Annotated in this window: 19 protein-coding genes and 4 pseudogenes; 10 read left to right on the forward strand and 13 right to left on the reverse strand. The window is 54.3% G+C overall.

The window, feature by feature from the left end; all coding sequences use genetic code 11:
- The first annotated feature begins 22 nt into the window (after positions 1–22).
- The 4 genes from ACZ5FM_RS26995 to ACZ5FM_RS27010 all read left to right on the forward strand — a co-directional run bounded on the left by ACZ5FM_RS26995 (position 23) and on the right by ACZ5FM_RS27010 (position 3,871).
- On the forward strand, positions 23–1,126 hold the full coding sequence (locus ACZ5FM_RS26995; RefSeq protein WP_464041663.1) for an ABC transporter substrate-binding protein: 1,104 nt from the start codon (positions 23–25) through the stop codon (positions 1,124–1,126).
- The gene (locus ACZ5FM_RS27000; protein WP_464041664.1) at positions 1,123–2,184 is read left to right on the forward strand and encodes a FecCD family ABC transporter permease; all 1,062 of its coding nucleotides are present in this window, start codon (positions 1,123–1,125) and stop codon (positions 2,182–2,184) included. Before ACZ5FM_RS26995 ends, ACZ5FM_RS27000 begins: the two co-directional genes overlap by 4 nt.
- The gene (locus ACZ5FM_RS27005; RefSeq protein WP_464041665.1) at positions 2,181–2,933 is read left to right on the forward strand and encodes an ABC transporter ATP-binding protein; all 753 of its coding nucleotides are present in this window, start codon (positions 2,181–2,183) and stop codon (positions 2,931–2,933) included. The genes ACZ5FM_RS27000 and ACZ5FM_RS27005 overlap by 4 nt, the downstream gene beginning before the upstream one ends.
- Positions 2,934–3,166: 233 nt before the next feature.
- The gene (locus ACZ5FM_RS27010) at positions 3,167–3,871 is read left to right on the forward strand and encodes a DJ-1/PfpI family protein (protein ID WP_464041666.1); all 705 of its coding nucleotides are present in this window, start codon (positions 3,167–3,169) and stop codon (positions 3,869–3,871) included.
- Positions 3,872–4,118: 247 nt separating this feature from the next.
- Here ACZ5FM_RS27010 and ACZ5FM_RS27015 read toward each other — a convergent pair whose 3' ends face one another.
- The 5 genes from ACZ5FM_RS27015 to ACZ5FM_RS27035 are packed head-to-tail and all read right to left on the reverse strand — an operon-like array spanning position 4,119 to position 8,792.
- A complete protein-coding gene (locus tag ACZ5FM_RS27015; protein ID WP_464041667.1) occupies positions 4,119–5,015 on the reverse strand; it encodes a phosphorylase family protein in 897 nt (298 codons plus the stop codon).
- Between the two features lie 15 nt (positions 5,016–5,030).
- The gene (locus ACZ5FM_RS27020; RefSeq protein ID WP_464041668.1) at positions 5,031–5,825 is read right to left on the reverse strand and encodes an ABC transporter permease; all 795 of its coding nucleotides are present in this window, start codon (positions 5,823–5,825) and stop codon (positions 5,031–5,033) included.
- The gene (locus ACZ5FM_RS27025; RefSeq protein WP_464041669.1) at positions 5,818–6,687 is read right to left on the reverse strand and encodes an ABC transporter permease; all 870 of its coding nucleotides are present in this window, start codon (positions 6,685–6,687) and stop codon (positions 5,818–5,820) included. The genes ACZ5FM_RS27020 and ACZ5FM_RS27025 overlap by 8 nt, the downstream gene beginning before the upstream one ends.
- On the reverse strand, positions 6,684–7,733 hold the full coding sequence (locus ACZ5FM_RS27030; protein WP_464041670.1) for an ABC transporter ATP-binding protein: 1,050 nt from the start codon (positions 7,731–7,733) through the stop codon (positions 6,684–6,686). The genes ACZ5FM_RS27025 and ACZ5FM_RS27030 overlap by 4 nt, the downstream gene beginning before the upstream one ends.
- A gap of 15 nt (positions 7,734–7,748) precedes the next feature.
- Complete coding sequence (locus tag ACZ5FM_RS27035; RefSeq protein ID WP_464041671.1) at positions 7,749–8,792, reverse strand: ABC transporter substrate-binding protein; 1,044 nt, start codon at positions 8,790–8,792, stop codon at positions 7,749–7,751.
- 181 nt (positions 8,793–8,973) lie between these two features.
- Here ACZ5FM_RS27035 and ACZ5FM_RS27040 point away from each other — a divergent pair, with 181 nt between their 5' ends.
- Positions 8,974–9,996: a LacI family DNA-binding transcriptional regulator gene (locus tag ACZ5FM_RS27040; protein ID WP_464041672.1), complete on the forward strand. Its 1,023-nt coding sequence runs from the start codon at positions 8,974–8,976 to the stop codon at positions 9,994–9,996.
- Positions 9,997–10,126: 130 nt separating this feature from the next.
- Here ACZ5FM_RS27040 and ACZ5FM_RS27045 read toward each other — a convergent pair.
- The 7 genes and pseudogenes from ACZ5FM_RS27045 to ACZ5FM_RS27075 form a co-directional block, all read right to left on the reverse strand.
- Positions 10,127–10,667 (reverse strand): annotated as a pseudogene (locus ACZ5FM_RS27045) (transposase); the annotation flags it as partial.
- Between the two features lie 604 nt (positions 10,668–11,271).
- A complete protein-coding gene (locus tag ACZ5FM_RS27050; RefSeq protein WP_464041673.1) occupies positions 11,272–11,745 on the reverse strand; it encodes a MarR family winged helix-turn-helix transcriptional regulator in 474 nt (157 codons plus the stop codon).
- A gap of 380 nt (positions 11,746–12,125) precedes the next feature.
- Complete coding sequence (locus ACZ5FM_RS27055; RefSeq protein WP_464041674.1) at positions 12,126–13,157, reverse strand: M29 family metallopeptidase; 1,032 nt, start codon at positions 13,155–13,157, stop codon at positions 12,126–12,128.
- Positions 13,158–13,200: 43 nt separating this feature from the next.
- Entirely contained in the window at positions 13,201–13,842 is a 642-nt protein-coding gene (locus tag ACZ5FM_RS27060) for an N-carbamoylsarcosine amidohydrolase (protein ID WP_464041676.1), read from the reverse strand.
- Between the two features lie 11 nt (positions 13,843–13,853).
- Positions 13,854–14,606, reverse strand: a complete 753-nt coding sequence (locus tag ACZ5FM_RS27065; protein ID WP_464041677.1) for a maleate cis-trans isomerase family protein — start codon at positions 14,604–14,606, stop codon at positions 13,854–13,856.
- Between the two features lie 75 nt (positions 14,607–14,681).
- Entirely contained in the window at positions 14,682–15,482 is an 801-nt protein-coding gene (locus tag ACZ5FM_RS27070; protein ID WP_464041678.1) for an alpha/beta fold hydrolase, read from the reverse strand.
- A pseudogene (locus ACZ5FM_RS27075) lies at positions 15,479–16,147 on the reverse strand (FAD-dependent monooxygenase); the annotation flags it as partial. The pseudogene ACZ5FM_RS27075 and the gene ACZ5FM_RS27070, both read right to left, overlap by 4 nt.
- Before the next feature lie 433 nt (positions 16,148–16,580).
- Between ACZ5FM_RS27075 and ACZ5FM_RS27080 the strand changes: the two are divergent.
- Positions 16,581–17,153 carry a hypothetical protein gene (locus ACZ5FM_RS27080; RefSeq protein WP_464041679.1) on the forward strand — a complete coding sequence of 191 codons (573 nt, stop codon included), beginning with the start codon at positions 16,581–16,583 and terminating at the stop codon, positions 17,151–17,153.
- A gap of 626 nt (positions 17,154–17,779) precedes the next feature.
- On the opposite strand, the pseudogene ACZ5FM_RS27085 reads toward ACZ5FM_RS27080, so the two are convergent.
- Positions 17,780–17,943, reverse strand: a pseudogene (locus tag ACZ5FM_RS27085) (transposase); the annotation flags it as partial.
- A gap of 173 nt (positions 17,944–18,116) precedes the next feature.
- Here ACZ5FM_RS27085 and ACZ5FM_RS27090 point away from each other — a divergent pair.
- The 4 genes and pseudogenes from ACZ5FM_RS27090 to ACZ5FM_RS27105 form a co-directional block, all read left to right on the forward strand.
- Positions 18,117–18,453, forward strand: a pseudogene (locus ACZ5FM_RS27090) (IS110 family transposase); the annotation flags it as partial.
- Between the two features lie 1,228 nt (positions 18,454–19,681).
- Positions 19,682–20,413, forward strand: a complete 732-nt coding sequence (locus tag ACZ5FM_RS27095; protein ID WP_464041680.1) for a Crp/Fnr family transcriptional regulator — start codon at positions 19,682–19,684, stop codon at positions 20,411–20,413.
- Position 20,414: 1 nt separating this feature from the next.
- Positions 20,415–21,314, forward strand: coding sequence for a copper uptake system-associated protein (locus tag ACZ5FM_RS27100; protein ID WP_464041681.1), 900 nt, complete (start codon positions 20,415–20,417; stop codon positions 21,312–21,314).
- Positions 21,311–21,907 (forward strand): SCO family protein, encoded by a 597-nt coding sequence (locus tag ACZ5FM_RS27105; protein WP_464041682.1) that lies wholly within the window; start codon positions 21,311–21,313, stop codon positions 21,905–21,907. Before ACZ5FM_RS27100 ends, ACZ5FM_RS27105 begins: the two co-directional genes overlap by 4 nt.
- Positions 21,908–21,975 lie beyond the last annotated feature (68 nt).

Consider the following 21,975-nt stretch of genomic DNA (forward strand, 5'->3'; position numbering starts at 1 on the left):
CAAGTCTACTTTGAGGAAAACAATGAAAAAAAGTCTAGTATCCGCCTTCATCGGGCTGCTGGCCGTGACGGGCACGGCATTTGCCGATATCACAGTCACGGATGTGAAGGGACGCACCGTCACGGTGCCCAAAGTTCCGGAACGCATTGTTCTCAGCTTCTATTACGAAGATTATCTGGCCATTGCCGGGCCTGATGCACTCGATAAGGTCGTGGCCCTGTCGCTGTCTACCTGGAAGGACTGGAGGCCAAACCAGTTCGCGGCCTACGAAAAGGCGCTGCCCAGGCTCGCCTCTATGCCCGATGTCGGGAATACCGAAGACAATACGTTCTCTATCGAAAAGGTGATTGCGGCCAGGCCCGACCTGCTCATTCTGGCGGCGTGGTCCTATGATTCGCTGGGTGAAGGCGTAAAGCAGATCGAGGCTGCAGGCATTCCGATCGTGACGCTCGACTACAATGCCCAGACAGTGGAAAAGCATGTTGCATCCACGTTGGCGCTCGGCAAACTGATGGGGACGGAAGACCGTGCCGAAAAGCTCGCCAAAAACTATGAAGGCGCGATGGCCGACATTCACGCCCGTATCAAGGCTTCCGGTCCGACAAACAAGAAGGTCTATGTCGAGCTGGCTCAAAAAGGGCCGGACGAGGTCGGAAATTCCTATGGCGATACGATGTGGGGCGCGCTGATCGATAGATTGGGTGGCCATAACATCGCCAAGGGCCAGATCGGCAACTGGGGACCGCTTAGCCCGGAATATGTGCTGGCGCAAAAGCCCGACCTGATCTTTCTTGGCGGCTCCGAGTGGCTTAACAGGCCGCAATCAGTTCCTGTCGGTTTCGGCGCTGATCAGGCGGTCACACGCGAACGCATGAAGGCCTATCTCGGTCGCCCTGGCTGGTCGGATCTTCCGGCGGTGAAAGACGGCGACGTGCATGCGATCTACCATGGCGGCGCACGCACGCTGTCCGACTATGTTTATGCGCAGTACATTGCCAAACAGCTCTATCCGGATGCCTTCAAGGAAGTCGATCCGGCACGCAACATTGCCGATTATTACGATACCTGGCTGCCGATCAAGGCCGAAGGCGTTTTCGTGCTGCCCTATAAAGCCAACGGCCAATGACGTCGTTTACAGAGATTGACGGGATGCGCGACGATTATCGCCGCGCATCCGCGCGCCGGACTTTCATGCTCATCGTCGCGCTCATCTTTCTTGTTATGCTGATGGTGCTCGATCTCACGACTGGCCCATCAGGGATGCCGCTGGCCGATGTCTGGCAGGGGCTTGTTGCCGGCCCGCATGGTGAGGACCGCATGGTGGCAACCATCTTATGGCAATTGCGCATGCCGCAAACCGTTATGGGTATTCTGGTCGGTGCGTGTCTCGGGCTTGCTGGCCTCCAGATGCAGACAATTCTCGGAAATCCGCTTGCCAGCCCCTTTACGTTGGGATTCTCCGCAGCCGCTGGTTTCGGTGCAGCACTGGCGATTATGTTCGGATCGGTTATTCCATTACCGTCCTTTATCGTGATCCCGGCCTGCGCGTTTGCGATGACGCTTGTGGCGTGTGGGCTGGTTTACATCATCGCCCGTCTGCGTGGCGCCAGCCCGGAAATTCTGGTTCTTGGGGGCATTGCCGTTCTGTTTTTCTTTCAGTCGTTGCAATCGCTGCTGCAATTCCTGGCGTCACCAGAAGTTCTCCAGCAAATCGTTTTCTGGCTGTTCGGAAGTCTTCTGAAGTCAACCTGGACGAGCGTTACAGTCACAGGTGTAATTGCCATAGGGTGTCTGCCCTTCATTGCTCGCAGCACTTGGGCGTTGACCACACTACGGCTAGGGGATGCCAATGCGCGTAGCCTTGGCCTTTCTGTCGAAAAAATTCGACGTCATACCTTCCTGAACGTGGCTCTTTTGACGGCGGCGGCGGTGTCATTTGTCGGAACGATCGGTTTTGTCGGACTGATTGCGCCGCATCTTTCCCGCACGCTGGTTGGCGAAGATCATCGCTTTTCCCTTCCGCTTGCAGCCTTAACCGGCTCGATCATCCTGATCGGCGCATCCGTGTTCGGAAAGTTCATTTCACCCGCGGCGGTCATTCCCGTCGGCATAATCACGGCCGTTGCCGGTGTGCCCATGCTTTTTGTGGTCATCGCAAGGCGCGGCCAGAAAGGCATGTCATGACGGGCAGGCTCGTTTTGGAAAACGTGGGCGTCAAGCATGGCGGAACCCAAATATTGACCGGAATTTCGGCCTCTTTACCGTCTGGCCAGATTGTCGGGTTGATTGGCCCCAATGGCGCTGGCAAGTCGACGCTTCTGAATTCGATTGCCGGCCAGATCGGTTTATCGGGCATGTGCTCCTGGAACGGCAACCCTGTCGCCATGAGCGACATCGGCTTTATGCCGCAGCAGTGCCAGGTACGCGCGGACCTTTCTGTACTAGAAGTCATTCTGCTTGGTCAGCACGAAAAGCTCGGTTGGCGGTTAAGCGACGACACCCTCGACCTCGCAAGGAACATTCTGCAGTTTTTCAGCATTGCAGATTTGGCTGCACGGAGCATGCAGACCCTTTCAGGAGGACAACAGCAACTGGTGCTTTTGGCGCAACGCCTTTTGCGCAAGCCTCAACTTCTATTGCTTGATGAATCCACCAGTGCACTCGATATCAGGCATCAGATGCGTGTGCTCAAACTTCTCAACGATTATGTCGCTGAGACTGGGGCACTGGTTATGGCTGCCGTTCACGACTTGAATCTCGCAACCCGTCACTGCGATACTGTCATGTTGCTGAATAACGGTAAAATTGTAGGGTGTGGCGCCTTCGAAGAAGTGGTAACGCCTGATATCCTTAGATCCGTCTATGGAATTGAGGCGGAATTTATACGAAGCCAGTCGGGCATACCTGTCATTTTTCCTCTTTCACCTGTTTGATTGACGCCACGCGCGGTGAGATAACACCATGATTTTATCAGCCGCCAGAACCAGACCTCTTAGACCTTGAAGTCGTTCCTTTTCTTGTCGGCGGACGTTGCCAGTCAGACGAAATTCTCGAATATCGCGTGGTTCATGTCGAACGCAATGTGGCAGGATCCGTCAGTAGAATGTCATCTTTGCTCACCAAAGATAGGATACAGTGAGGCATATTTGACTACAGGAAAATGACTATGACAGAGACAACAAGTCGGCCTTTGAAGGTTGGTATTTTAATTGAGCCATCGGTCGTCTTGATGGACGTTGTCGGCGTGCAATCCGTGTTCGGCATGAATCCAGATGTCGAGCTTTATCACATTGGGAAGACGTTGGACGCAACTCCTGCGTTCGGAGGCCTCAACGTCAGTCCATCGACTACCTATGCCGATTGCCCTGTCCTTGATGTCCTTGCAGTTGGAGCGATGGCGCCAAACGTTTACTCTGATCCGGAGACAATTGCTTTCGTTCAGGCTCAAGCAGAACACGACCCCTACCTGATTGGCATCTGTGCTGGCGTTCTTCTTTTCGGTGCAGCCGGTCTTCTAAAAGGCAAGCGTGCGACAACAAATTTGCAGTGCATCGATCGTCTTGCTGAACTTGGTTGCGAGGTTATCGAAGGGGGCTCAGTCGTTGAGGATGGCAAGCTCTTCACGGCGGGTCCGGCAACGGGTGGGTTTGAAGCTGCCCTCGTCGCACTTTCACGCCTGAGAGGTGTGCATGCTGCAAAGTTACAAGAACTTAATGTGGAATATCACCCTAAACCTGTGTTTGGCGTGGGCACAGTGGAATTGGCAGGGCCCGAATTAACAAACGAAGTCAAAGAATTCGGAAGAGCGGTATTCACAGCCAGCGCGGACGAAGCGGCCTTGGCGTTCAGCCGACTGCCGTCCAGCTGTTGATTGCCCACTGATGGGTTCGATGCCTCCTCTGTTTTAGGTGACGTAAAGCATCACCATCATGGCACCGTGCGATGCCGGTGGGAGGGGCACCCAACCTATCATTGGCAATCAACAGTCAACGATTTTCACCTACGCTTTGATGCACCAAGTGCAATCATCCTCTAGAGAAGCCTCGGGATGCCACATTATCATCACGCCAGAACTTTGCCGAACACCCGAGTAACCCGTTCTTAAGCTTGAGGTGGTGTTAGAAACGAGCGTAGTTTTCTACGGGACGGGGGGATTTCAACGCGTGGCATTCACAATCCTGGTTTTCGGGAAAACGAGCGACAGTCTCTAATGCTACACGCGAAGCGATCATCGATAGTGTGGGCAGCACGTCGTCCTGCAGAAGCTTCCCCTGACTGCGGTCCATGTAATCGTTGAATTCAGCCGTGACAAAAGCACACGGAGTGAAGCAAGCGCCTATCTCACGCGATAGGGTCGCTTCCGGTGCAATTGAATGGTTGATCACGTCAGCGCCCAGGGAACGAAAAGCGATTGCTTCCGCAGGACTGGTCAGCCGTGGTCCATAGGTATGTCCCGCGACGAGGCCAAGCTCCACGCCATGGATGCGACGCGACGCTGGCCAGTGCTGTTGTGCGGTTTCCATTAACTGTTTCGCGCAATGTGGGCAGACCAGCTGCTTTCCGGAGCAGTCGAACTGCTGCCGACCCTCGAGGAGGGAATAGGGCGTCTGTGTGAGTTCTATTATGTCTGCGTTGATCACCATGTCGCCAGCCTGGATCGCCTTGTTAACGGCACCAATCATCGAGCAAGCCAGCACGCGGCGCACGCCAGCCTGTCTAAGGACCCAGAAGGCTCGTCGATGACAAGAATGATCGATGTAGTCACGTGGGTTTCCATGCGAGTACATGCAGAGGACCTGCTTCGTACGCCCCTCGAGTGTCAACGACGCATCAAACTCAAGGAGCTTCCAATTCTCCGTCAAACCATAAGGAGTATCAAAGACTAGATCTCGCGCCACTACACGGACGCCAGCCATCCCTACGTCTTCGGGAAAGGCAAGGCCCCAATTGGCTGACCCTGTAATCACAGCGGTTAGGACGGAGGGGATAGCAGAGATTTTCTGTTTATCGCTCATTGTGGGAATTCACTTTCAATAATCTTTTGAACGCGCGTTGAGAATCAGGATGACGACTCCGACGAAGACCGTCCAGAGTGTTGAAATGGCCGCGATGGTGGGGTCGATCTGATCACGAAGAGATATGAACATAAGCTTGGGTAGCGTCGTGTTCGGCCCATTAGCGATGAATATGGAGATAACCGCTTCGTCGAGAGAAGCCAGGAATGCCATCAAGCTCGCTGCGACGAGGCTCAGAGCAAGTTGTGGTGCAATGACCCCTCCGATCACCCGTGGCCAGCCAGCGCCCAAGCTTCGGGCCGCCTGCGCCTGCTGCCAATCGAAACGATTCATTGCTGGCTGTAGAACGACGACGGCCACCGGTATGGCGAGCGTCACGTGTCCAATGAGTACACCGGAAAAAGACCCTAGCAAACCCAGTTTTGCCAGGACGATGAAAAGTCCGATGGCAAGCAGAATGCCTGGTGTTACAGATGGCGTGAGCAGGAAGCCGTAGACCCCTGCAGCCAGCGGATGAGTCAGCCGGTTGACAGCGACTGCAGCCAGGAAGGCGACGGGAACAGCGATCAACGCGGTTAGAGCCCCTAGCATGACGCTCGTCTTCAGCGCTCCCATCCATGCGGCCGAGGTAAAGAAGGTTTCATACCAGCGAAGAGACCATTCCCTCGGTGGAAACTCCAGCAAGTCGGAGGCGGAGAACGACAGCGGCACGACGATCAAGGTTGGCAAGATTAGGAACAGGAGGACAATGCTCGCGACGGTCCAAAGCAGGCCGCGTGAAATCGAGCTGTCGTGATAGGCGTCAAGCATGGTGCATCCTTTCACTAGTCAACCGGCGGATCGCGACGAACATGGCTCCGGCTATAACGACGAGCAGTAAAAGTAAGACGCCGAGAGCGCTTGCACTTCCCCAATCCTGAAATGTCGACAATGTCCGTTCAATGCGGATCGCAATGGGGTTGACCTTGCCGCCACCAAGAACAGCGGGTGTAATAAAAAAGCCGAGCGTGTAGATGAAGACGATTGTGGCGCCTGATGCGATGCCACTTGACGAGAGAGGCAATATAACCGTCCTCACGCAACGCCAGAAGCCCGCGCCCAGGCTCGCCGCAGCTCGAACTACGTTAACGTCGATGTCGCGCATAGCGGCATAGACCGGCAACACGAAGAGCGGCAACATGTAGTGAACCATGCCGATCAGCGTACCTGTGAAATTATACACCAGCGGCAAGGGCTGGTCCGTCAATCCAATCGACTCCAGGGTGGTATTGATCAGGCCCTCGCGCCTCAAGAGGACGAGCCATCCATAGGTTCGCACAAGAATAGACGTCCAAAGTGGTAGCATGACCAGGACCAGGACGCGGTTTGCGACGCGACGCTTGGTGCTGGCCAGCGCGAGAGCCAGCGGAACGCCCAGTATTACGCACAGACCAAGGGTCGATAGCGACAGTGCTAGTGTGACACCGAGTGCCGACCAAGTGAGATTGCTCAAAAGTACCTTTTCGTAGTTACTGAGCGTTACCTCACCAGCCATACTCAAGAACGATTGACCGATAATCCACAGCACTGGGGCCATGGCAGACAGGCCGACCAAGACGATGGCCGGCCCGGCTAGGGCGATAAAGAAGTAGCGTTCGCGTCTTTGTTCGCTTAGGACCCCTGAACGGTTCATCGAGCATCCACCTCGTCCAGCAGGTGAACGTGGACCAGTTCCGCGTGTGCACGAATCTCTGCCCCGATCTCAAGCTTGCCACAGATGCCGCTTTGGTTAGCGGCAATGCTCAGCATGAACTGGTCTCGGGTGGAGGTTTCAATATTCAGAAGCCAGTTTTCACCTCGGAATGCTTTCGAGGTGAGGCGGCCGACAACCTCAACTCGGCCATCGCCGACTTCGCTGGGATCAAGCACAAAATTTTCGGCCCTCACCATCGCTAAACGGTCGCGTGGCAGGGCCGCCGCCCCCGGCCCTTGGAATTTTCCGGCTAGGGCGATATTCGCTTCGCCCATGAACTCTGCCACGAAGCGATTTCTGGGTAACCGGTAGATTTCCTGGGGCGCGCCGATCTGTTGGATGCGGCCGGCGTTCATCACTGCGATACGGTCGGACATGGTCAACGCTTCGCGCTGATCGTGCGTCACATAGATTGTGGTAACACCAAGGTCGTCATGCAATTTCCGGATTTCGAATTGCATGTGCTCGCGCAGGTTCTTGTCGAGTGCCGAAAGTGGTTCGTCCATGAGCATCACCCTTGGCTCGAAGACGATAGCTCTCGCAAGGGCAACGCGCTGGCGTTGGCCGCCTGACAACGCAGCGATGTCGCGCGCACCAAATCCAGAGAGTTTCACGCGCGCAAGCGCGGCCTCAGCCTTTTCGCGCGCCTCGGCCTTCGAAAGCCCGCGTAGCCTCAGAGGGTATTCCACGTTCCCCGACACGCTCATATGCGGAAACAGCGCGTAGTTTTGGAACACGACGCCAATGTTACGTCTATTAGGCGGCAGGGGGGTGACCTCCTGCACGCCAATGGTCAGGGTGCCTTGTTCCGGCCGCACGAAACCTGCAAGCGCCATCAGAAGGGTTGTCTTGCCGGACCCAGATGGGCCCAGCAAGGTCAGGAACTCTCCGGCGGCTATATCCAGCGAAACATTGTCCAGGGCGACATAGTTCCCGTAGCTCTTCCTGATGTCTTTAATTGATATTGGTAGGGACGTGGCCGACATTGTGGACATCCGGCTTCAACGATTCATCATATCATCGAACGCACGCTGAGCTACTTCTCCATTTTTTACCCACCATTCGGCATTGGAGAACAAAGCGCCATCGACATTACCCGGTGCCGTAGCAAGAAGCTTCATCTTGTCGGGCGTGATGAGTCCCAGTTCATAGGCCTTCGGGTTGACTGGTCCATAGGCGATATAGTCAGTTAGTTTGGCTTCGCGCTCTGGCTTAGTCATCGCCGCGATAAGCTTCATCGCACCATCAATATTGGCCGCACCTTTCGGCACTGCGAGACAGTCGGTGCCAATCACCGAGCCTTGAAACTTGAAATCCACTGGGCCACCGTCGGCTCTTACATTTTCGGCACGACCGTTCCATGTAACTACCAGATCGGCTTCGCCGTCCTTCAGGATTTGGGCTGATTGCGCGCCCGATGTCCACCAGACCGCGACATTGGGCTTGAGAAGCTCTAGCCGAGCAATCGCGCGCTCGATGCCACCGGGTGCGCTCAGTTCTTTGTAAATGTCGGCTGGCGCTACGCTTTCGGAAAGAAGTGCAATTTCGATCAGGTCCTGCGCGTTTGAGCGTAGTGCCCGTTTACCAGGAAATTTCTCGGTGTTCCAGAACTCTGCCCAACTGGCCGGAGGGTTCGTTCCGATCGCCTTGGTGTTCCACGCCATCACCGTGCCGTAGGAGCTAAACGGGTAGCAAAATTTCGACTCAGCGCCCGGGGGAAGTGCCTTTGCATCAATTATCGTGTAGTCCAGTGGCTCCAAGAGACCTTGTTCGGCAGCTTGCGCGCCCTCCGGCGAACCGAGGTGGATTATATCGGTCAACACTGCCCCAGAGGTGACCTGCATCTTTAGCGACGCCAAAGTGTCGCTCTGGGTCTCCTCGCGGACATTATATCCCAACTCGGCTGCTGCGGGCGACCACATTGCCTTCTTGATCGCATCGCCATAGTCACCGCCAGCAGTCGTAATGGTTACATCCTGAGCAAGCGCGGGAACGGTTGCGACGAGTGCTATCGCAGCAACAGAATAACTAAAAATCTGCATCATCGGTTTATCTCCTCAGTTCACCTTTAGATGACAATTTCCCGGGCATAGCCGTTTTTTGCGAAATCGTAACGTTACGATTATGCTAAATGTTGACTCAGTCAAGCTGATTCTTGCTCGCACGTCCTTTGCGAGCAGAGAATGCCGACTTATAAGAGAATAAATTAGGACGAGCGGAAGCGATATGACTGCAAAAGCAAGACCCAACCTCCGCATGCTGGCGGACAAGCTTGGTCTTTCCGTTACGACGGTGTCGAGGGCACTTAAGGACGGACCTGAGGTTCGTCCAAATACCATTAGCCGCGTGAAGGCGGCTGCGGAGGCGGCCGGATATATACCCAACTTGCATGGCAGGGCGCTCCGAACAGGTCTGACCCGCAATCTGACCGCCATTCTTCCTATGGAGACAAGGGACTATCTGTCAGACATCTTGAAGCTTCCTTTGATGGAAGGCATGACGATGGCGGCGAGGCAGCTCGGTTATACGCTGACGATCTTTTCTACCACCCCTGACGAGAATCCACAGGAGAACCTAGAGCAAGTTCTCCGCTCAGGCGCAGCCGACGGAATTGTCATTACCCGAATGCTGGCGGAAGACCCTCGAGTTCCGTACCTTCTCGAGCGCCGCGTCCCGTTCATCGCATTCGGGCGCAGCAGCGTCGCTTCCAACTATGCCTATGTCGACATCGACAACAAACGCATTACTTATGAAGCGACGTCATTATTGATCGAAGGCGGGTGCACCCGCATCGCAATGCAATTACTGATCCGCGAAGATCAGTACAGCGCTACGCGTTTCGAAGGCTATCGCAAGGCGATGGAAGACCATGCTTTGAATGTGGATCCCGCGCTGATCGGGCAGGAAGATTTTACAATGGAGGCGAGCGAGCGGTGGGTTGGGCGGTTGCTTGACAGCGCCGATCCCCCAACCGGGCTCGTTTGCGCCAACGAATTGGGGTTACTCGGCGCAATAAGCGCACTACGAAAGCGCGGGCTCGCAGTTGGCACTGACTTCAGTATCGCGACCCGAGACACGACCCGGATTGCCCATTACCTTTCAACGCCACTCGTGACGCATTCGGTGGACATGGTCAGCGTTGGCCGTTCCCTGGTCGATGGGCTCGTACGCCAGATTGAGCGACCGGTCGATCCGCTAACGCAAGAAGTATTCGGAGGCGAGATGGCTATAATCGGACGTGATCGATGATTATGACTCCACCCGATGGGATCATCAGTGAGCGCTTCGGCGCTGATGTCCGGGCCGTTATCAAAACGAATATGCCTCGTAACTTCTGGCACGATGAACACCTTGTTATCTCCTGAACATGAAGTCCGACTCAATGTTTCTGGCAGAGCCGTCTCACAGAGACGAGTATTTGGTCAGCGGATTTCACCCATTTGTATGGCTTGAATTCTTGTTGTGCATTTGAATGAAGGCTTCAATATCGGCGTGAGGCCCACAACTGCTTGCGCGTTAGCTCTGGCAAACCATCGCTCGAAATGACTTATCCAAGAGGCGGAAGTTGGCGTGAAGTGAACGTACCAATGCGCGCGGCGTACGAGCCGGGCGCTGAGCCGCGTCGTCTTGTGAGTGGCACAATCATCCACCACCAGATTCGAGTCCTGCTTGGGTATATCCGCGTGAAATCCGCTTCGCAAAGTCGAGAAACTCGCAAGCTCTGTGACATTTGTGGAACTGGTAGCGCAGAGAACCTGCCGCGACGTCGAGGGTGCGAACAGGTACGTCGTACCGTTACGGACATAGGTGTGGGTGTGTCTATCAGCCATGCCCGGCGCCATAGGCAGAACCGGTTGCTCGCGATCCAGCGCCTGGATTTGCAATTGTTGATCCACGCAGAGCACGACCGCTCGGTTTGGAAAGTAGGTTTTTACCTGATCCGCAGATCACCATACCGACCAGCGGCCTTTCGAAATGCCGCAACGTTTAGATGGACAAGGGCATCTTGCATCGCGTTCGGCAACCACTGCGGTGCTTTTGATATCGACAGCTTTCAACTCCGTTCGACCTTAACGGCATGTGATTCGTGAATTCATCGCATATAGAGCATTTGGTTTTCCCCACCATTGCGATACTCGAAGCATTCGTAAGACCAGACTGTTTGGGTAATTCCGGAAGAAGCCGCATGAAGAAGGTGTCGGCCGCCGTAGCGGGCGTTTGATCTCGAACTTTTAAGGCCCTTAACCTGTTAGACATTCAGGCCACCGTTTTCTTCGTCCATGCAGCTGGATTTGCCAGCTGCCAAAAGGATGACCGCGGCCGCTGCCTTATGCTCACGCGGTTCAATCTATAGGAAATCCTATAGTGGTTTTTGTATTACCGTGCCCTTTCAGCTTCCTGCTTCGTTTTCCCGTTTGCTCCGATCACCATCAGTTTAAGTCATCAGCCGAGATAGTCGGCATTCATCAGCCAAAACCGCTAGCCATGGAAAGTTGTAGAACCTACCTAATACTGTCTTGGCTCTTATGTGCCATGTTCGTCATCCTCTGCGATCTTGCGCAGAAGGAAGAGTAGTGCCACACGTTCGGCGGGATTGAGACGCCGCATGGTCTCGTCACTGATTAAATAGCCCTTTGGATACATCTGCTGTAGTACTGCTTCGCCCTTTGGCAATAGCGAAATCACTACCTTGCGGCCGTCAGATTCATCTCTGTTGAGATCGATCAGACCGCGAATTTTCAGCCTTTCGACGATGCCGCGTATCGTTGCCTGGTCGACAGAGGTGGCCTTAACGAGTTCGACCTGCGAACTTGGTCCGAGGTCGTGTAGGGCGCAGAGCGTCACGAACTGCACCGATGTAAGGTCGGGATCACTCGTGTTGCTCTGGAAGATGGCGAGATGCCTCTGATAAGCCTTGCGTAGTAGATGGCCCACTTGCTCGGTGACCAAGTAAGGGTCCCGCAGCCCTGCATCTTTTATGTCCTCGTCCTCAGTCATTCTTGTGACGCTTCCTCCTATCTTAGATCTGTATTCTTCTAAAACGCTGCAAATCGCAAGCAGATCGATCCACACTATCGGGTAGACATGAGCAGTAACTGACGAGTGAGGCACCCGCAGCACACCTTTTACGGGTGCCGCGAGATATCAGAAGATCGTAGGCGTCGAAAAAAGCGACTAGAGATTTTTTGAAAAGCGCCTACACTGGCCATTCTGCGACCGTCTTCGACTGTGACGGCGAATGCATAGTACACCTCCGCTTGTCGAATGCTGTGGTTCACAAGCAGTGGTGTTTGCCGCGTCCTGGTCTCCACGCACGGCGGCCAGAGTTTCTGAATTACTCCGTTTCTTCGATTACAATCCGGCTGGAGGCCAAAGGATCAGCCGAATTTATATTGCATTTCCTTGACGGCGATATCGCCATTGAGAACCATCGGTTCGTCATCAAGGAAGAGCGAGCAATTGCGCATCGGGATATCCAGATGGCATGCGGTGTCATTTGGGCCGCCGAGTTCGTTGTTCGGGCCGGTGGAGAACATGACGTTGCCGTAGAACGAACGCGCCTCCATTCCCATGCCGCCGGGGAACTCGCCAGGCACCATACGATGCCACTTGGCGTTCTGATTAAGGCCCCAGCCAACATGGCTCATGCCCAGACCACGGGGGTCATTGAACCCCGCCATATAAGACTTGACCAGTTCTGCATCGAGACCACCACGAATGTCGGTGATCCAACCGTTTTCGATTGTATAGATGATCGGATCACGCACGTAGATGTTCTGCGGCAGAAGGATATCGCCCGGAGCAACAACAATCGTACCATCAACGCCATCGTCATCACCACCTGTGAACACAAAGCCAGATGGCCAATGGTCCCAGCGGCCAGGCTCGTCGGTGCATGCATATTCCGTGACGGCGGGGTAAGTGTTGAGCTTATACGTCACATCGGTGCCGTGCTCTGAGGTGATCCGCATCATCTTAGCCTTGGACAGCAAGTCACCAGCAAATTCGACGCGCTCGCGCAGTTCCTTGGTCGGCAACATGCGTGCGAGAATCTCTGGCGGTTCAACGGCAGTCAGGATGCGTGTGCCAGCTGCCTGGATTGCCATCTGCTCCGGGCTGAAAAGCAGGAAAATGCAATCGATCAGCATGTCGGCGGCTTTCAGGGCCTCCACGGCTTCCGGCATGGCTGCCAGTCCGGTCTGACCAACCGCCCAAGCACCTGCTGGTGGCACCGGCGGCAGGCGCATGTGATACATACTTGCGCCAAGACGCATGCCAGCCGCCATGAAGGCGTCGGCGTAATCAAGGCGCTCATTGCCTTGGGTAAGGACAATGAGTTTTTCGCCCTCGTGAACGCCCGACATCTTCAACTGATGCAGGCAGATTTCCGTGAAGCTAAATTGGTCCATGTTCGTTCCCTTTATTGCTTGAAGGCTTAGGTTTTTCCTACAGTTACGGACAGTCTGATTTCACGCTTGAGATTGCGGCGATGGTTTCCTCCCGGGAAATAACGTCGCCGTATTTGCTATCGATATCGAAGAGATTGGCATTATGCGGATCAGGATGGCGGTCCCCTACACAGTCACGCACGACAATGGCCCGGAAACCATGTTGTACAGCATCAACCGCACTTGCCCGGATGCAACCGCTTGTCGAGCAACCCGCCATCACCACAGTGTCGACACCTAGTGCATGCAGGTGCGATGCGAGACTGGTGCCGAAAAAAGCGCTTGCATATTGCTTGACGATGACAAGCTCGTTCTTGGCGGGCTCCACTTCATCGCAAAACTCGGCAAGTACATTGCCTTGCACCATGGCCTTCATGACGGGGGACTTTTTCACCCACATGCCACCGTCAGCGCAATCTTCGGCCAGATAAAGAATGCGCGTGTGTATGACAGGAATTCCAGCCTCGCGTGCCGCCACAATCAACTCAGGCGTATTGGCAACAGCTTCAACAACACCCGGTGCATAAAGTGGAGCACCCTCGATAGTGTAGGCTTTCAGAAAATCAATGACGACGAGGGCGGGACGCTGGCCGAAACCAATGCGGTTGCCCCAGACACCCTGATAATTGGCTTCAGCGCTTTGCATGTCAGCTCTCCTTAATAAGCGCCAGACAAAAGCGCACCCGCGCCGGGCGAAACGGCTTCCAGACCCAACGATTTCAACATGCAATAAGTCGTGGCAACGGCAGCGGTTAGAACTGGCTTGCCAGTCATAGCTTCTACCTTGGCGATGACCGGAAGCGACGGCATTTGTACGCAGGCAGAAAGCACGATCACGTCCACATCGCTTAGATCAAGCGTTTGTACAATCGCTGGCAGGTTTTCCGGATCATGACGCGCAACATCAAGATTGTCGGGAATTTCAAGCGCCCGCCAATCCATCACTTCAAAGCCTTCCTCGCGGATGTAGTTCACCACCAGCTCGGTCAGCGGCTTCATATAGGGGGCAACAACGGCAATCTTTTTCGCTTTCATCACCTTCAGGCCCTCTATGAGAGCACCAGCGCTGGTGACAACAGGAATATTGGTACCCTCGTCAATCGTGCGGCCTGTCAACCGCTTTTCCGATTCACGGTGGTATCCCAGCCCCATTGCCATGATTGCGACGAGGCAAGCATAGCCAAGCACATCAACACGGGCATCAGAAAGTTCGATAGCGCAACGGTCAGACTCAGCGTCCATTGCCGCAAGTTCTTCCTTCACCACTTTTTTCATGCGCATACGGCTGGAATGGAATGTGAAACGCTCAGGACGGATGGATTGACGCGCCGTCAACATGGCGGGAATTTCAGTTTCCATTGTCGTGTTGGAGCTCGGAACAATCTGGCCGATACGATAAATTTTCTGCACTGGTGTAGTCCTCTGCAAGATAAACCTGACATCAAACAAAAACGGCGAGTTCAAAACCCGCCGCAGTCTTCATTTTCAACGGGAGAGGAAATCTCCGAGAGCGACAAAAAAGCCGTCAAAATCGTCCCATGGGATCATATGTCCAGCATTGGCGACATGAGTGATTTCCAAAGCGGGGCAAAGCGCTTGCGCTTCATCCTGATCGACTTTTTCAATCACGCCGCCGCGTGCCGCCACCATAAGCATGGATGGTACAGACAATTTGGCGATATCTGGAAAAATGTCGTCCTTGTGGAAATCCTCAAAAGCCGTGACGATGGCAGGCTCATAGCAGGTGTGCAGCCATTCGGCCCGCAGCTTGAGTTGCTCATCAGTCCATGTCGGGCAGAACGCCTTCATGTCTTCAGCGGTCATGCCTTTCAGCGACTGGCGAATAGAGTCCACGTACCAAGGCAATTTACTCGGATAGGGACGACGTTCAGGACCTGACACTGGCGGATCAACCAGAACCAATCGCGAAAACGCACCGGGCGCTGATACGGAGGCGCGCATTGCGATGCGCGCACCCATGGAGTGTCCTAGAAGAGCAGGTTTAGACAGGCCAAGCGCCTCTGCCAAACCAACGACATCGGCTGCCATGGCATCAAGACCGTAATCGAGGTCCGGCCCCGTGGATGATAGTCCACGACCGCGAACATCGAGAACATAGACGTCATATCGTTCGGCAAGCTTTTCAGCAACAAAACCCCAAGTGATGGCAGGGCTGGTTATGCCGGGGATAAGGACAACGGGTTGCCCTTTGCCACCATAACGCAGGTAGTGCTGGCGAATGCCATTGGCGAAGATATTGGCACCATAGAGAAACGCGCTGCTCATGCCGCGGACTCGCTTTTCAGCGGTTCGGCGTAAACGTCATAGCCATAAACCCAGGATGGATCTTCCTGTTGCAGAAGGAACGTGTTGGCGTTGGAAACGGTCTGAACGCGGGTTGAGCGGTCGCGACGGTTGATTTCATAAAGTTTGAAAGCCGTCTGGAAATCGCTGAGACCAGTTTCCTGCAGGCAACGTGTCAGCATCGCACCGTCTTCGATCGCCATGGCGGCACCCTGTGCCATATGTGGCTTCATCGGGTGACATGCATCACCAAGCAGAACCAGCCGTCCCTTGCTCCACAACGGCAATGGATTGCGGTTGAACAGCGGCCATTTGGTAACTTCGTCGGTGCTTTCGATAAGCGCCTGAATAATCGGGTGATAATCGGGGAAGGCTTCGGCCATTTCCTCGCGGCTGCTTTCGACGAATGCGGAATCAAACTCCCAAGCGGGGTGCGGAACGCCGGTAACGTAATAGTATTCGTCCTTACGAGCTGTCGTGAAATAGGCCATCATGTGGCGGTCGGGACCCCACCATTTGACGCAATCTTCAAATTCAAGATTGAATTTTTTCAGCTTTTCAGCCGGAATGAGTGCACGATGCCCGACCCAACCGCTGTAATTGGGTTTTTCCACACCCAGAAGGGTTTCGCGTACACGGGAATTGATCAAGATGGGATCAATTTTTTCGACCATGTATAAAACCAAGACCTGGAACTTTCTGAGCCAACGTTTCTGCATATTATCTTCGAGGGCAACCACCGCGGCCATGTATAGCCGCATGATGTCCGAGCCGCCCTGTTTTACGATCACGCCGACAATGCGGAAATCGTTGATGAAGCTGGCTTCCTCAACGGAAAATTCCATAAGCGAATTATAGATGTGACCAAGCCTCATCGTGGCGTTGCAGTGACGAAAGCACGCCATCTGCTCGGCTTGGTCCCGAACAGAAGAAAGAAGCGAAGCCGGATAAATTGCCCTCGCGCGTAGGTCGTGGTGTTGTTTACGAGAAAGGCAATTAGGCTAGCGACACAGCCATCTGCACCGACCATCATGGTAAGGCGATCTCGGCCCACTTCGTAGCCTTCGGCTGTATGCCACCATGGTTCACAAGAGAAAGGGCGCCACCGTCGATCGGGCGAAGGTTCTGGCATCGAGCACTCTGGATCGACATCTCGCCTATGTCGCCATGACCCGCCATCGCGAGACGGCCGAGCTATATGTCCGGCTGGAAGAATTAGCCCAACGACGCGGCGGCGTGCTGACCGCTCATGGTGAAGCACCCTATGAGAACAAGCCGGGCAACCGGGCCAGTTACTACGTCACGCTCGGCTTCGTCGATGGCCGGGAGCGCACCGTGTGGGGCGTCGATCTTGCCGGTGCATTGGCGGCGGCGGATGCCAGCATCGGTGATCGCATCGGGCTCCAGCATGCCAGTTTCGAGCGCGTCACTCTGCCGGATGGCACCGAAGCCGATCGCAATTCGTGGAAGGTCGTCGCCGTCGAGGAACTGGCAATAGCGCGACTGCATGAGCGGATGTCGCGCGACGGATCGAAGGAGACGAAGCTCGACTATCAGAACGCGTCTTCTTATCGCGGAGCGCTGCGGTTCGCGGAATCACCCGGCCTGCATCACTTCATTTGTAAAATCCAGCAAACAATCGCCCGACCATAGGTCAAGGAATTCAGAGACCTAAAGGCGAGCACCAAACCGGTGTTCTTGGGGTTACAAAGCCCGGAGATGGCGCGCACTGCCTCGCAGCCGCCTATAACGGGTGACTTTCGAGTCTTCCACTAAAGTTTTGCACATTGTCCGCATTCGCCCCCGATGCGAGTTCTGGCTCGTTCATTCATGGAGCGGAGAGAGGCCAATGGGGAAGATGGAAGCAAGGTCGTCGATCGACGATATGCTGAGGAGTATTCTCTCCCGGGCAGACGATGGTTTATGAATAATGCCGGGCACTGACGGCATTACGACCTATCTTGCGCGGTCCGCAGATCCAGCTTATCCACCCCTTCGGCAGGCCCACACGTCGATCGATGGGGAGGTGCTTGTTTCGGTGAGTGTGCCCGACGTGTTTGTTATCGCGCAGAACAAGCACCTATTGCTACCCCCCGCCAAACCACTAATAACGGCACTCCCATGAGATCACTTCTGGGAGTGCTAGTTTACAGCCTTTCCAATTGCTTGCCGCTCTGCCAGTTCGCCGTGCAGCGTTGCGTAAATCTCGCCGCGCCCCGGCCGCGCGATGCCTCCGCCGCTTTCTGTCGGTTTTCCCTGCTGTTGAGCGCTTAGGTCGACTGCCGCATCTCATGAGGTAGCAGGCCTGCATACTTATTGCGCCAATTGAAATAGGTCGCCGGGCTGATCCCCGTCTTGCGCAAGATCTCGCCACCGGCACGCCATCGACAACCTCCTTGAGAATGGACGCCTTTTGGGTATCCGAAAAAATCGATGCTTTCATGGTTCCAGCTCTTGTCCTAAGCCGGGAATCTAGTGCGAGAAACTCTAATCAAAAACGGTCCAGTTTTTGCGGGATCAGAGCAACAAGCTGAAACTTGGGCTAATCGTTGAAACCGAATCCGTCAGGGTGACAATAGAGCAGGCGCGGACGCTCCCACTGCAATCTCGTCGCATATTGCCGAAGCGGCATTTCGACCGACGATGCGGTTTGTCGAACTGAAGAGCCAGGAGCAGTTGGAAATCCAGACGTCGCATCGGATTCGATCACGGCTGGTTGCGGAGCGAACGACCTTGATCAAGCAGTTGCGTGCCGTTCTTCTTGAGAGAGGTGTCATATTCGCCGCAGGCCGCGTGAAGTTCGAGCGCGCTCTGGGCGGTCTCCTTGCCGAAGCTGATGAGGTTTGTCAGCTTGGTCATCGAATTGCGGGACGAATGGCGAATGCTTGACAGGAAGATCGAGGCGTTGACCGCGGAGTTCTTAGCACTCACCAGGCAAAACAGCGCGATGCGGGTCAATCAGCACCGAACATTCACCCCTACAGGATGACACCAAATGGAACTGAAGCAATCGTTGGGATTATGACGAAAGGCCAAAGTCTCGGTGAGCCAGTCGCTCTGCGGAATGCAAACTATTTGGTCTCGGCTGAAGCTGTGACAGACTGTTAGATCGTTGGCATCCCATCAGAGACGTTGCTTTGCCTCATAAAAACTCACCCCGAACTGGCAATATCGGTTCCCGAATCTACTATGTTGCATCAGCAAGGTTTGGTGGAGCACATAGAGCAACTCAAGGCACGTTCAGGTGCGCAACTCGTGGCGGAATTTTTTCTCGAACTGTGTCTCTGTGGCGTTGATACTTCCACAGTTCCGTTTGCCCTACCATAAAGCTCTTATCGAGGGTCGACTGGGGAATGAAGCCAGCGAGTTTGAGCAGGACATTTGCACGCTTCTATGAATACGGCGTAAGTATCAGGCATACTGATGCCGTCATCAGATCTGTCGCAATGTTGCGCGGCCTGGCAAGATCCGATCCGGCAGAGCTCTGGGCACCAGCGATGTAGCTAAGTGGGTAGACACAGATTCAAAGGGTTTCCCGAAAGGTGAAAGCGTTGAAACCCTGTCGTCTGTAATCAGCTTTACATCACAGAATGACGGGTTGCGGTATCATGGCGCGATCAGATGACACATGGCCAAAGGCGGTAAATATGCTATTCTTATTTTGCCTTGGGGAGCACTACATGAAATATTCGACGCAAAGATGGGGCTGGTGGTTGCGCTTTGTGTGCGCCGTTGCCCTGGTTTGCACAGCATTTACGCATCGAGCCCCGGTCCTTGCATCTGGTTCCGTTTCGACAATGGAGCTCGCGGAATATGTCCTGCCGGATGGTACGATACCGGTACTTTGCCTACCCGATGATGACAATAAAGGAAAACCCCACGACGGCATGCCCGCATCAGGGTGCGAAGTTTGCCGTCTGACAACATCTATAATCTTGCCTCCTCCTGCACATGCGGGGGGCTGGCCAACACAATTTACACGGATGATGGCTTTGCCGCCCCTTGTTGAAGAGGCGTATTACCGTCAACTTTTTCCTCCCAATGCCAGTCCACGTGGACCACCAGGTCCCGATTTGATTGCCTGAACCGCGGCCGTGTCTTTCACGGCTGCACCCTTCAGCATGTGACGGAACATGTCGCTTTAGAGTGATGTGTTGCGCTGCAAATCTGGACTATTCCCCATGCCTGTCATGTCGTTTTCCGACCCGTCCTGGGCGGAACAATCCACTGTTCCCGAAACTATGTTTGGTTATACCGGACCTCTGAAAGGTCGCGGTTATAACCTTCCACCACGCACCGAAGTTCCCTTTTTGGGAGATTCGACCTTGTTCGAAATCCAGGAAGGCTGCGTTGCGCTATTTTCGAGGCTGCACAACGGACGACGCCAGATTTTAGATGTTCTTGGCCCAGGACGTGTATTTGGATCAATGATCACAGATTGGAGCAGTTGTTCCGCCATAGTATTGTCGCGGACACGGCTGACGAGTGTCGTTGCGGATGAGAACAGAGCGATCATTCTATCTGCTGAAACAAGGACAATGTTACGCAGAGCTCAAGATCATGCGTTGCGGCTCGGCCAAAAGACGGCCTACGAGCGGGTTGCATCTGCTCTTTACGAGCTTTCTAAGGAGTTCTCCAGTCGTGTGGACCGTCCAAAACGAAAGAACGTAACGTTTACACTTTATCTGACACGCGGCGATCTGGCGGACTGGCTTGGCTTGACGCTTGAGACTGTGAGCCGTTGCATAGGCGGATTGAAACGTTCAGGCATTATTGACTTTCGATCCCCGGAATTCGTGACGATCACTGATCGGGAGCGCCTGATATCGCTTGCAGCAGGCGATACACGATTAGCTGACACATGCAAATCTCGCGGTCTTCAGGAGGCACGCGGACACAATAAGGGGAAATAAAATGAAGAAATTTGCCACAGGAATTGCCGCAACCACTTTCTTCACCTTGTCTTTTGCCCTTGCCACCTTCGGTCATGACTACAGACTTGGGGAAATGGAAATCAATCACCCATATGCCCGGGCAATGCTGCCAGGAGCTAAAGTGGGGGCTGGTTACCTGAAAATCACCAATCATGGCAAAGTCAAAGACCGGCTGGTAAGTGCTACCGCATCTCGCGCTGGCGACGTCCAGCTTCATGAAATGGCCATTGTAAATGAGGTCATGAAGATGCGCGAACTTGAGAATGGTATCGCTATACCAGATGAAGGGGCGGTGGAACTCAAACCCGGCGGTCTTCACATCATGTTTATGGATGTGAAAGAGCCGTTCAAGGAGGGCGAGAAGATAAAAGCTACGCTTGCATTCGAAAGAGCCGGATCGATTGACGTAGAATTCAATGTGAGCACCGCAGCAGGTAAGAGCAGTGCCCATTCTACCCATCAGCACACCGACGCGACACAATCAGATGCTCAACAGGCAATTCCGTCTGTCCTGAAAGGTATTTTTGAAACCGCTGACAACCGCCTAGATGTCGCGCCGGTCATAGCCTCCGACAATTGGGCCGTAGCTGGATGGGTGCAAGGAGAACGTGGCGGGCGTGCTCTTTTGAAGAGGTCAGATGATGGCTGGACGGTATATCTGTGCAGTGGTGACAGTCTAAAGGATGTAGACGCCCTGAAGAAAATCGGTGTGCCCGACGATGAGGCGAACCAGATTGCCTCTGATCTCGCAGTTGCTGAGGGCAAACTGGAAAGCCGAACGCTTAAACTCTTCTCCAGTTTTGAGGGCACAGTGTTGGTCAACGGAGAGAGTGATCAACATGGTCATGGTCACGGGACGCACAAGGGGCACAAAAAGTGACGCATAATCGGCGGATCGTTTTTTTTACAACTTTGTTAGGAACCGTAATTCTTGGACTTTTGGTCGGGATAGTGTGGCTGTGGCTGAACCAGCCGGTCATGAACATGGGGCGTCTTGGCGCCCCATTCACCCTTATCGACGGCCGCGGTGAGCCCATCACCGATAAGGCATTAGAGGCGCACCCTTCCCTGCTATATTTTGGCTTTACGCGTTGTCCTGAGGTGTGCCCGACTACACTTTATGAAATGGCTGGCTGGTTTAAGACACTTGGAGCCGAGGCTGATCCTCTCAAGGCATTTTTCTTTTCGGTCGACCCCGAGCGTGACAACCCTGAACTTATGCACAGCTACACGTCTGCCTTCACCGACAGGATTACAGGCATTACCGGTAGTCCAGATGAAATGCAGAAAGTCATCAGGGGATGGCGGGTGTATGCGGCAAAAGTACCGACGGGGGACGGTGACTACACCATGGATCATACAGCCTCTGTCTTTCTTGTGGGGGCTGACGGCGCGTTGAAGGGCACGATCGCCTACGGTGAAGAGGCCTCTCTGGCCGTTTCAAGGATTCAAAAGCTTCTCAGGGAGCCGTGATGCTGAAGGGGATAGTCTGTGGCATTCCAGTGAGCGGCTGGGTGTTGATGATTATCCCGTTTGGTCAT

Source organism: Agrobacterium sp. 5Ca50 (assembly GCF_055381905.1).

Coding starts and splice junctions, on each gene's coding strand:
- ACZ5FM_RS27015 (WP_464041667.1), bottom strand. CDS start 5,015: ATGAGCGATAAACAGAAAATCTCTGCTATCCCCTCCGTCCTAACCGCT.
- ACZ5FM_RS27050 (WP_464041673.1), bottom strand. CDS start 11,745: ATGACTGAGGACGAGGACATAAAAGATGCAGGGCTGCGGGACCCTTAC.
- ACZ5FM_RS26995 (WP_464041663.1), top strand. CDS start 23: ATGAAAAAAAGTCTAGTATCCGCCTTCATCGGGCTGCTGGCCGTGACG.
- ACZ5FM_RS27080 (WP_464041679.1), top strand. CDS start 16,581: ATGGTTCACAAGAGAAAGGGCGCCACCGTCGATCGGGCGAAGGTTCTG.
- ACZ5FM_RS27035 (WP_464041671.1), bottom strand. CDS start 8,792: ATGATGCAGATTTTTAGTTATTCTGTTGCTGCGATAGCACTCGTCGCA.
- ACZ5FM_RS27095 (WP_464041680.1), top strand. CDS start 19,682: ATGCCTGTCATGTCGTTTTCCGACCCGTCCTGGGCGGAACAATCCACT.
- ACZ5FM_RS27010 (WP_464041666.1), top strand. CDS start 3,167: ATGACAGAGACAACAAGTCGGCCTTTGAAGGTTGGTATTTTAATTGAG.
- ACZ5FM_RS27055 (WP_464041674.1), bottom strand. CDS start 13,157: ATGGACCAATTTAGCTTCACGGAAATCTGCCTGCATCAGTTGAAGATG.
- ACZ5FM_RS27070 (WP_464041678.1), bottom strand. CDS start 15,482: ATGAGCAGCGCGTTTCTCTATGGTGCCAATATCTTCGCCAATGGCATT.
- ACZ5FM_RS27060 (WP_464041676.1), bottom strand. CDS start 13,842: ATGCAAAGCGCTGAAGCCAATTATCAGGGTGTCTGGGGCAACCGCATT.
- ACZ5FM_RS27025 (WP_464041669.1), bottom strand. CDS start 6,687: ATGAACCGTTCAGGGGTCCTAAGCGAACAAAGACGCGAACGCTACTTC.
- ACZ5FM_RS27030 (WP_464041670.1), bottom strand. CDS start 7,733: ATGTCGGCCACGTCCCTACCAATATCAATTAAAGACATCAGGAAGAGC.
- ACZ5FM_RS27020 (WP_464041668.1), bottom strand. CDS start 5,825: ATGCTTGACGCCTATCACGACAGCTCGATTTCACGCGGCCTGCTTTGG.
- ACZ5FM_RS27005 (WP_464041665.1), top strand. CDS start 2,181: ATGACGGGCAGGCTCGTTTTGGAAAACGTGGGCGTCAAGCATGGCGGA.
- ACZ5FM_RS27040 (WP_464041672.1), top strand. CDS start 8,974: ATGACTGCAAAAGCAAGACCCAACCTCCGCATGCTGGCGGACAAGCTT.
- ACZ5FM_RS27100 (WP_464041681.1), top strand. CDS start 20,415: ATGAAGAAATTTGCCACAGGAATTGCCGCAACCACTTTCTTCACCTTG.
- ACZ5FM_RS27000 (WP_464041664.1), top strand. CDS start 1,123: ATGACGTCGTTTACAGAGATTGACGGGATGCGCGACGATTATCGCCGC.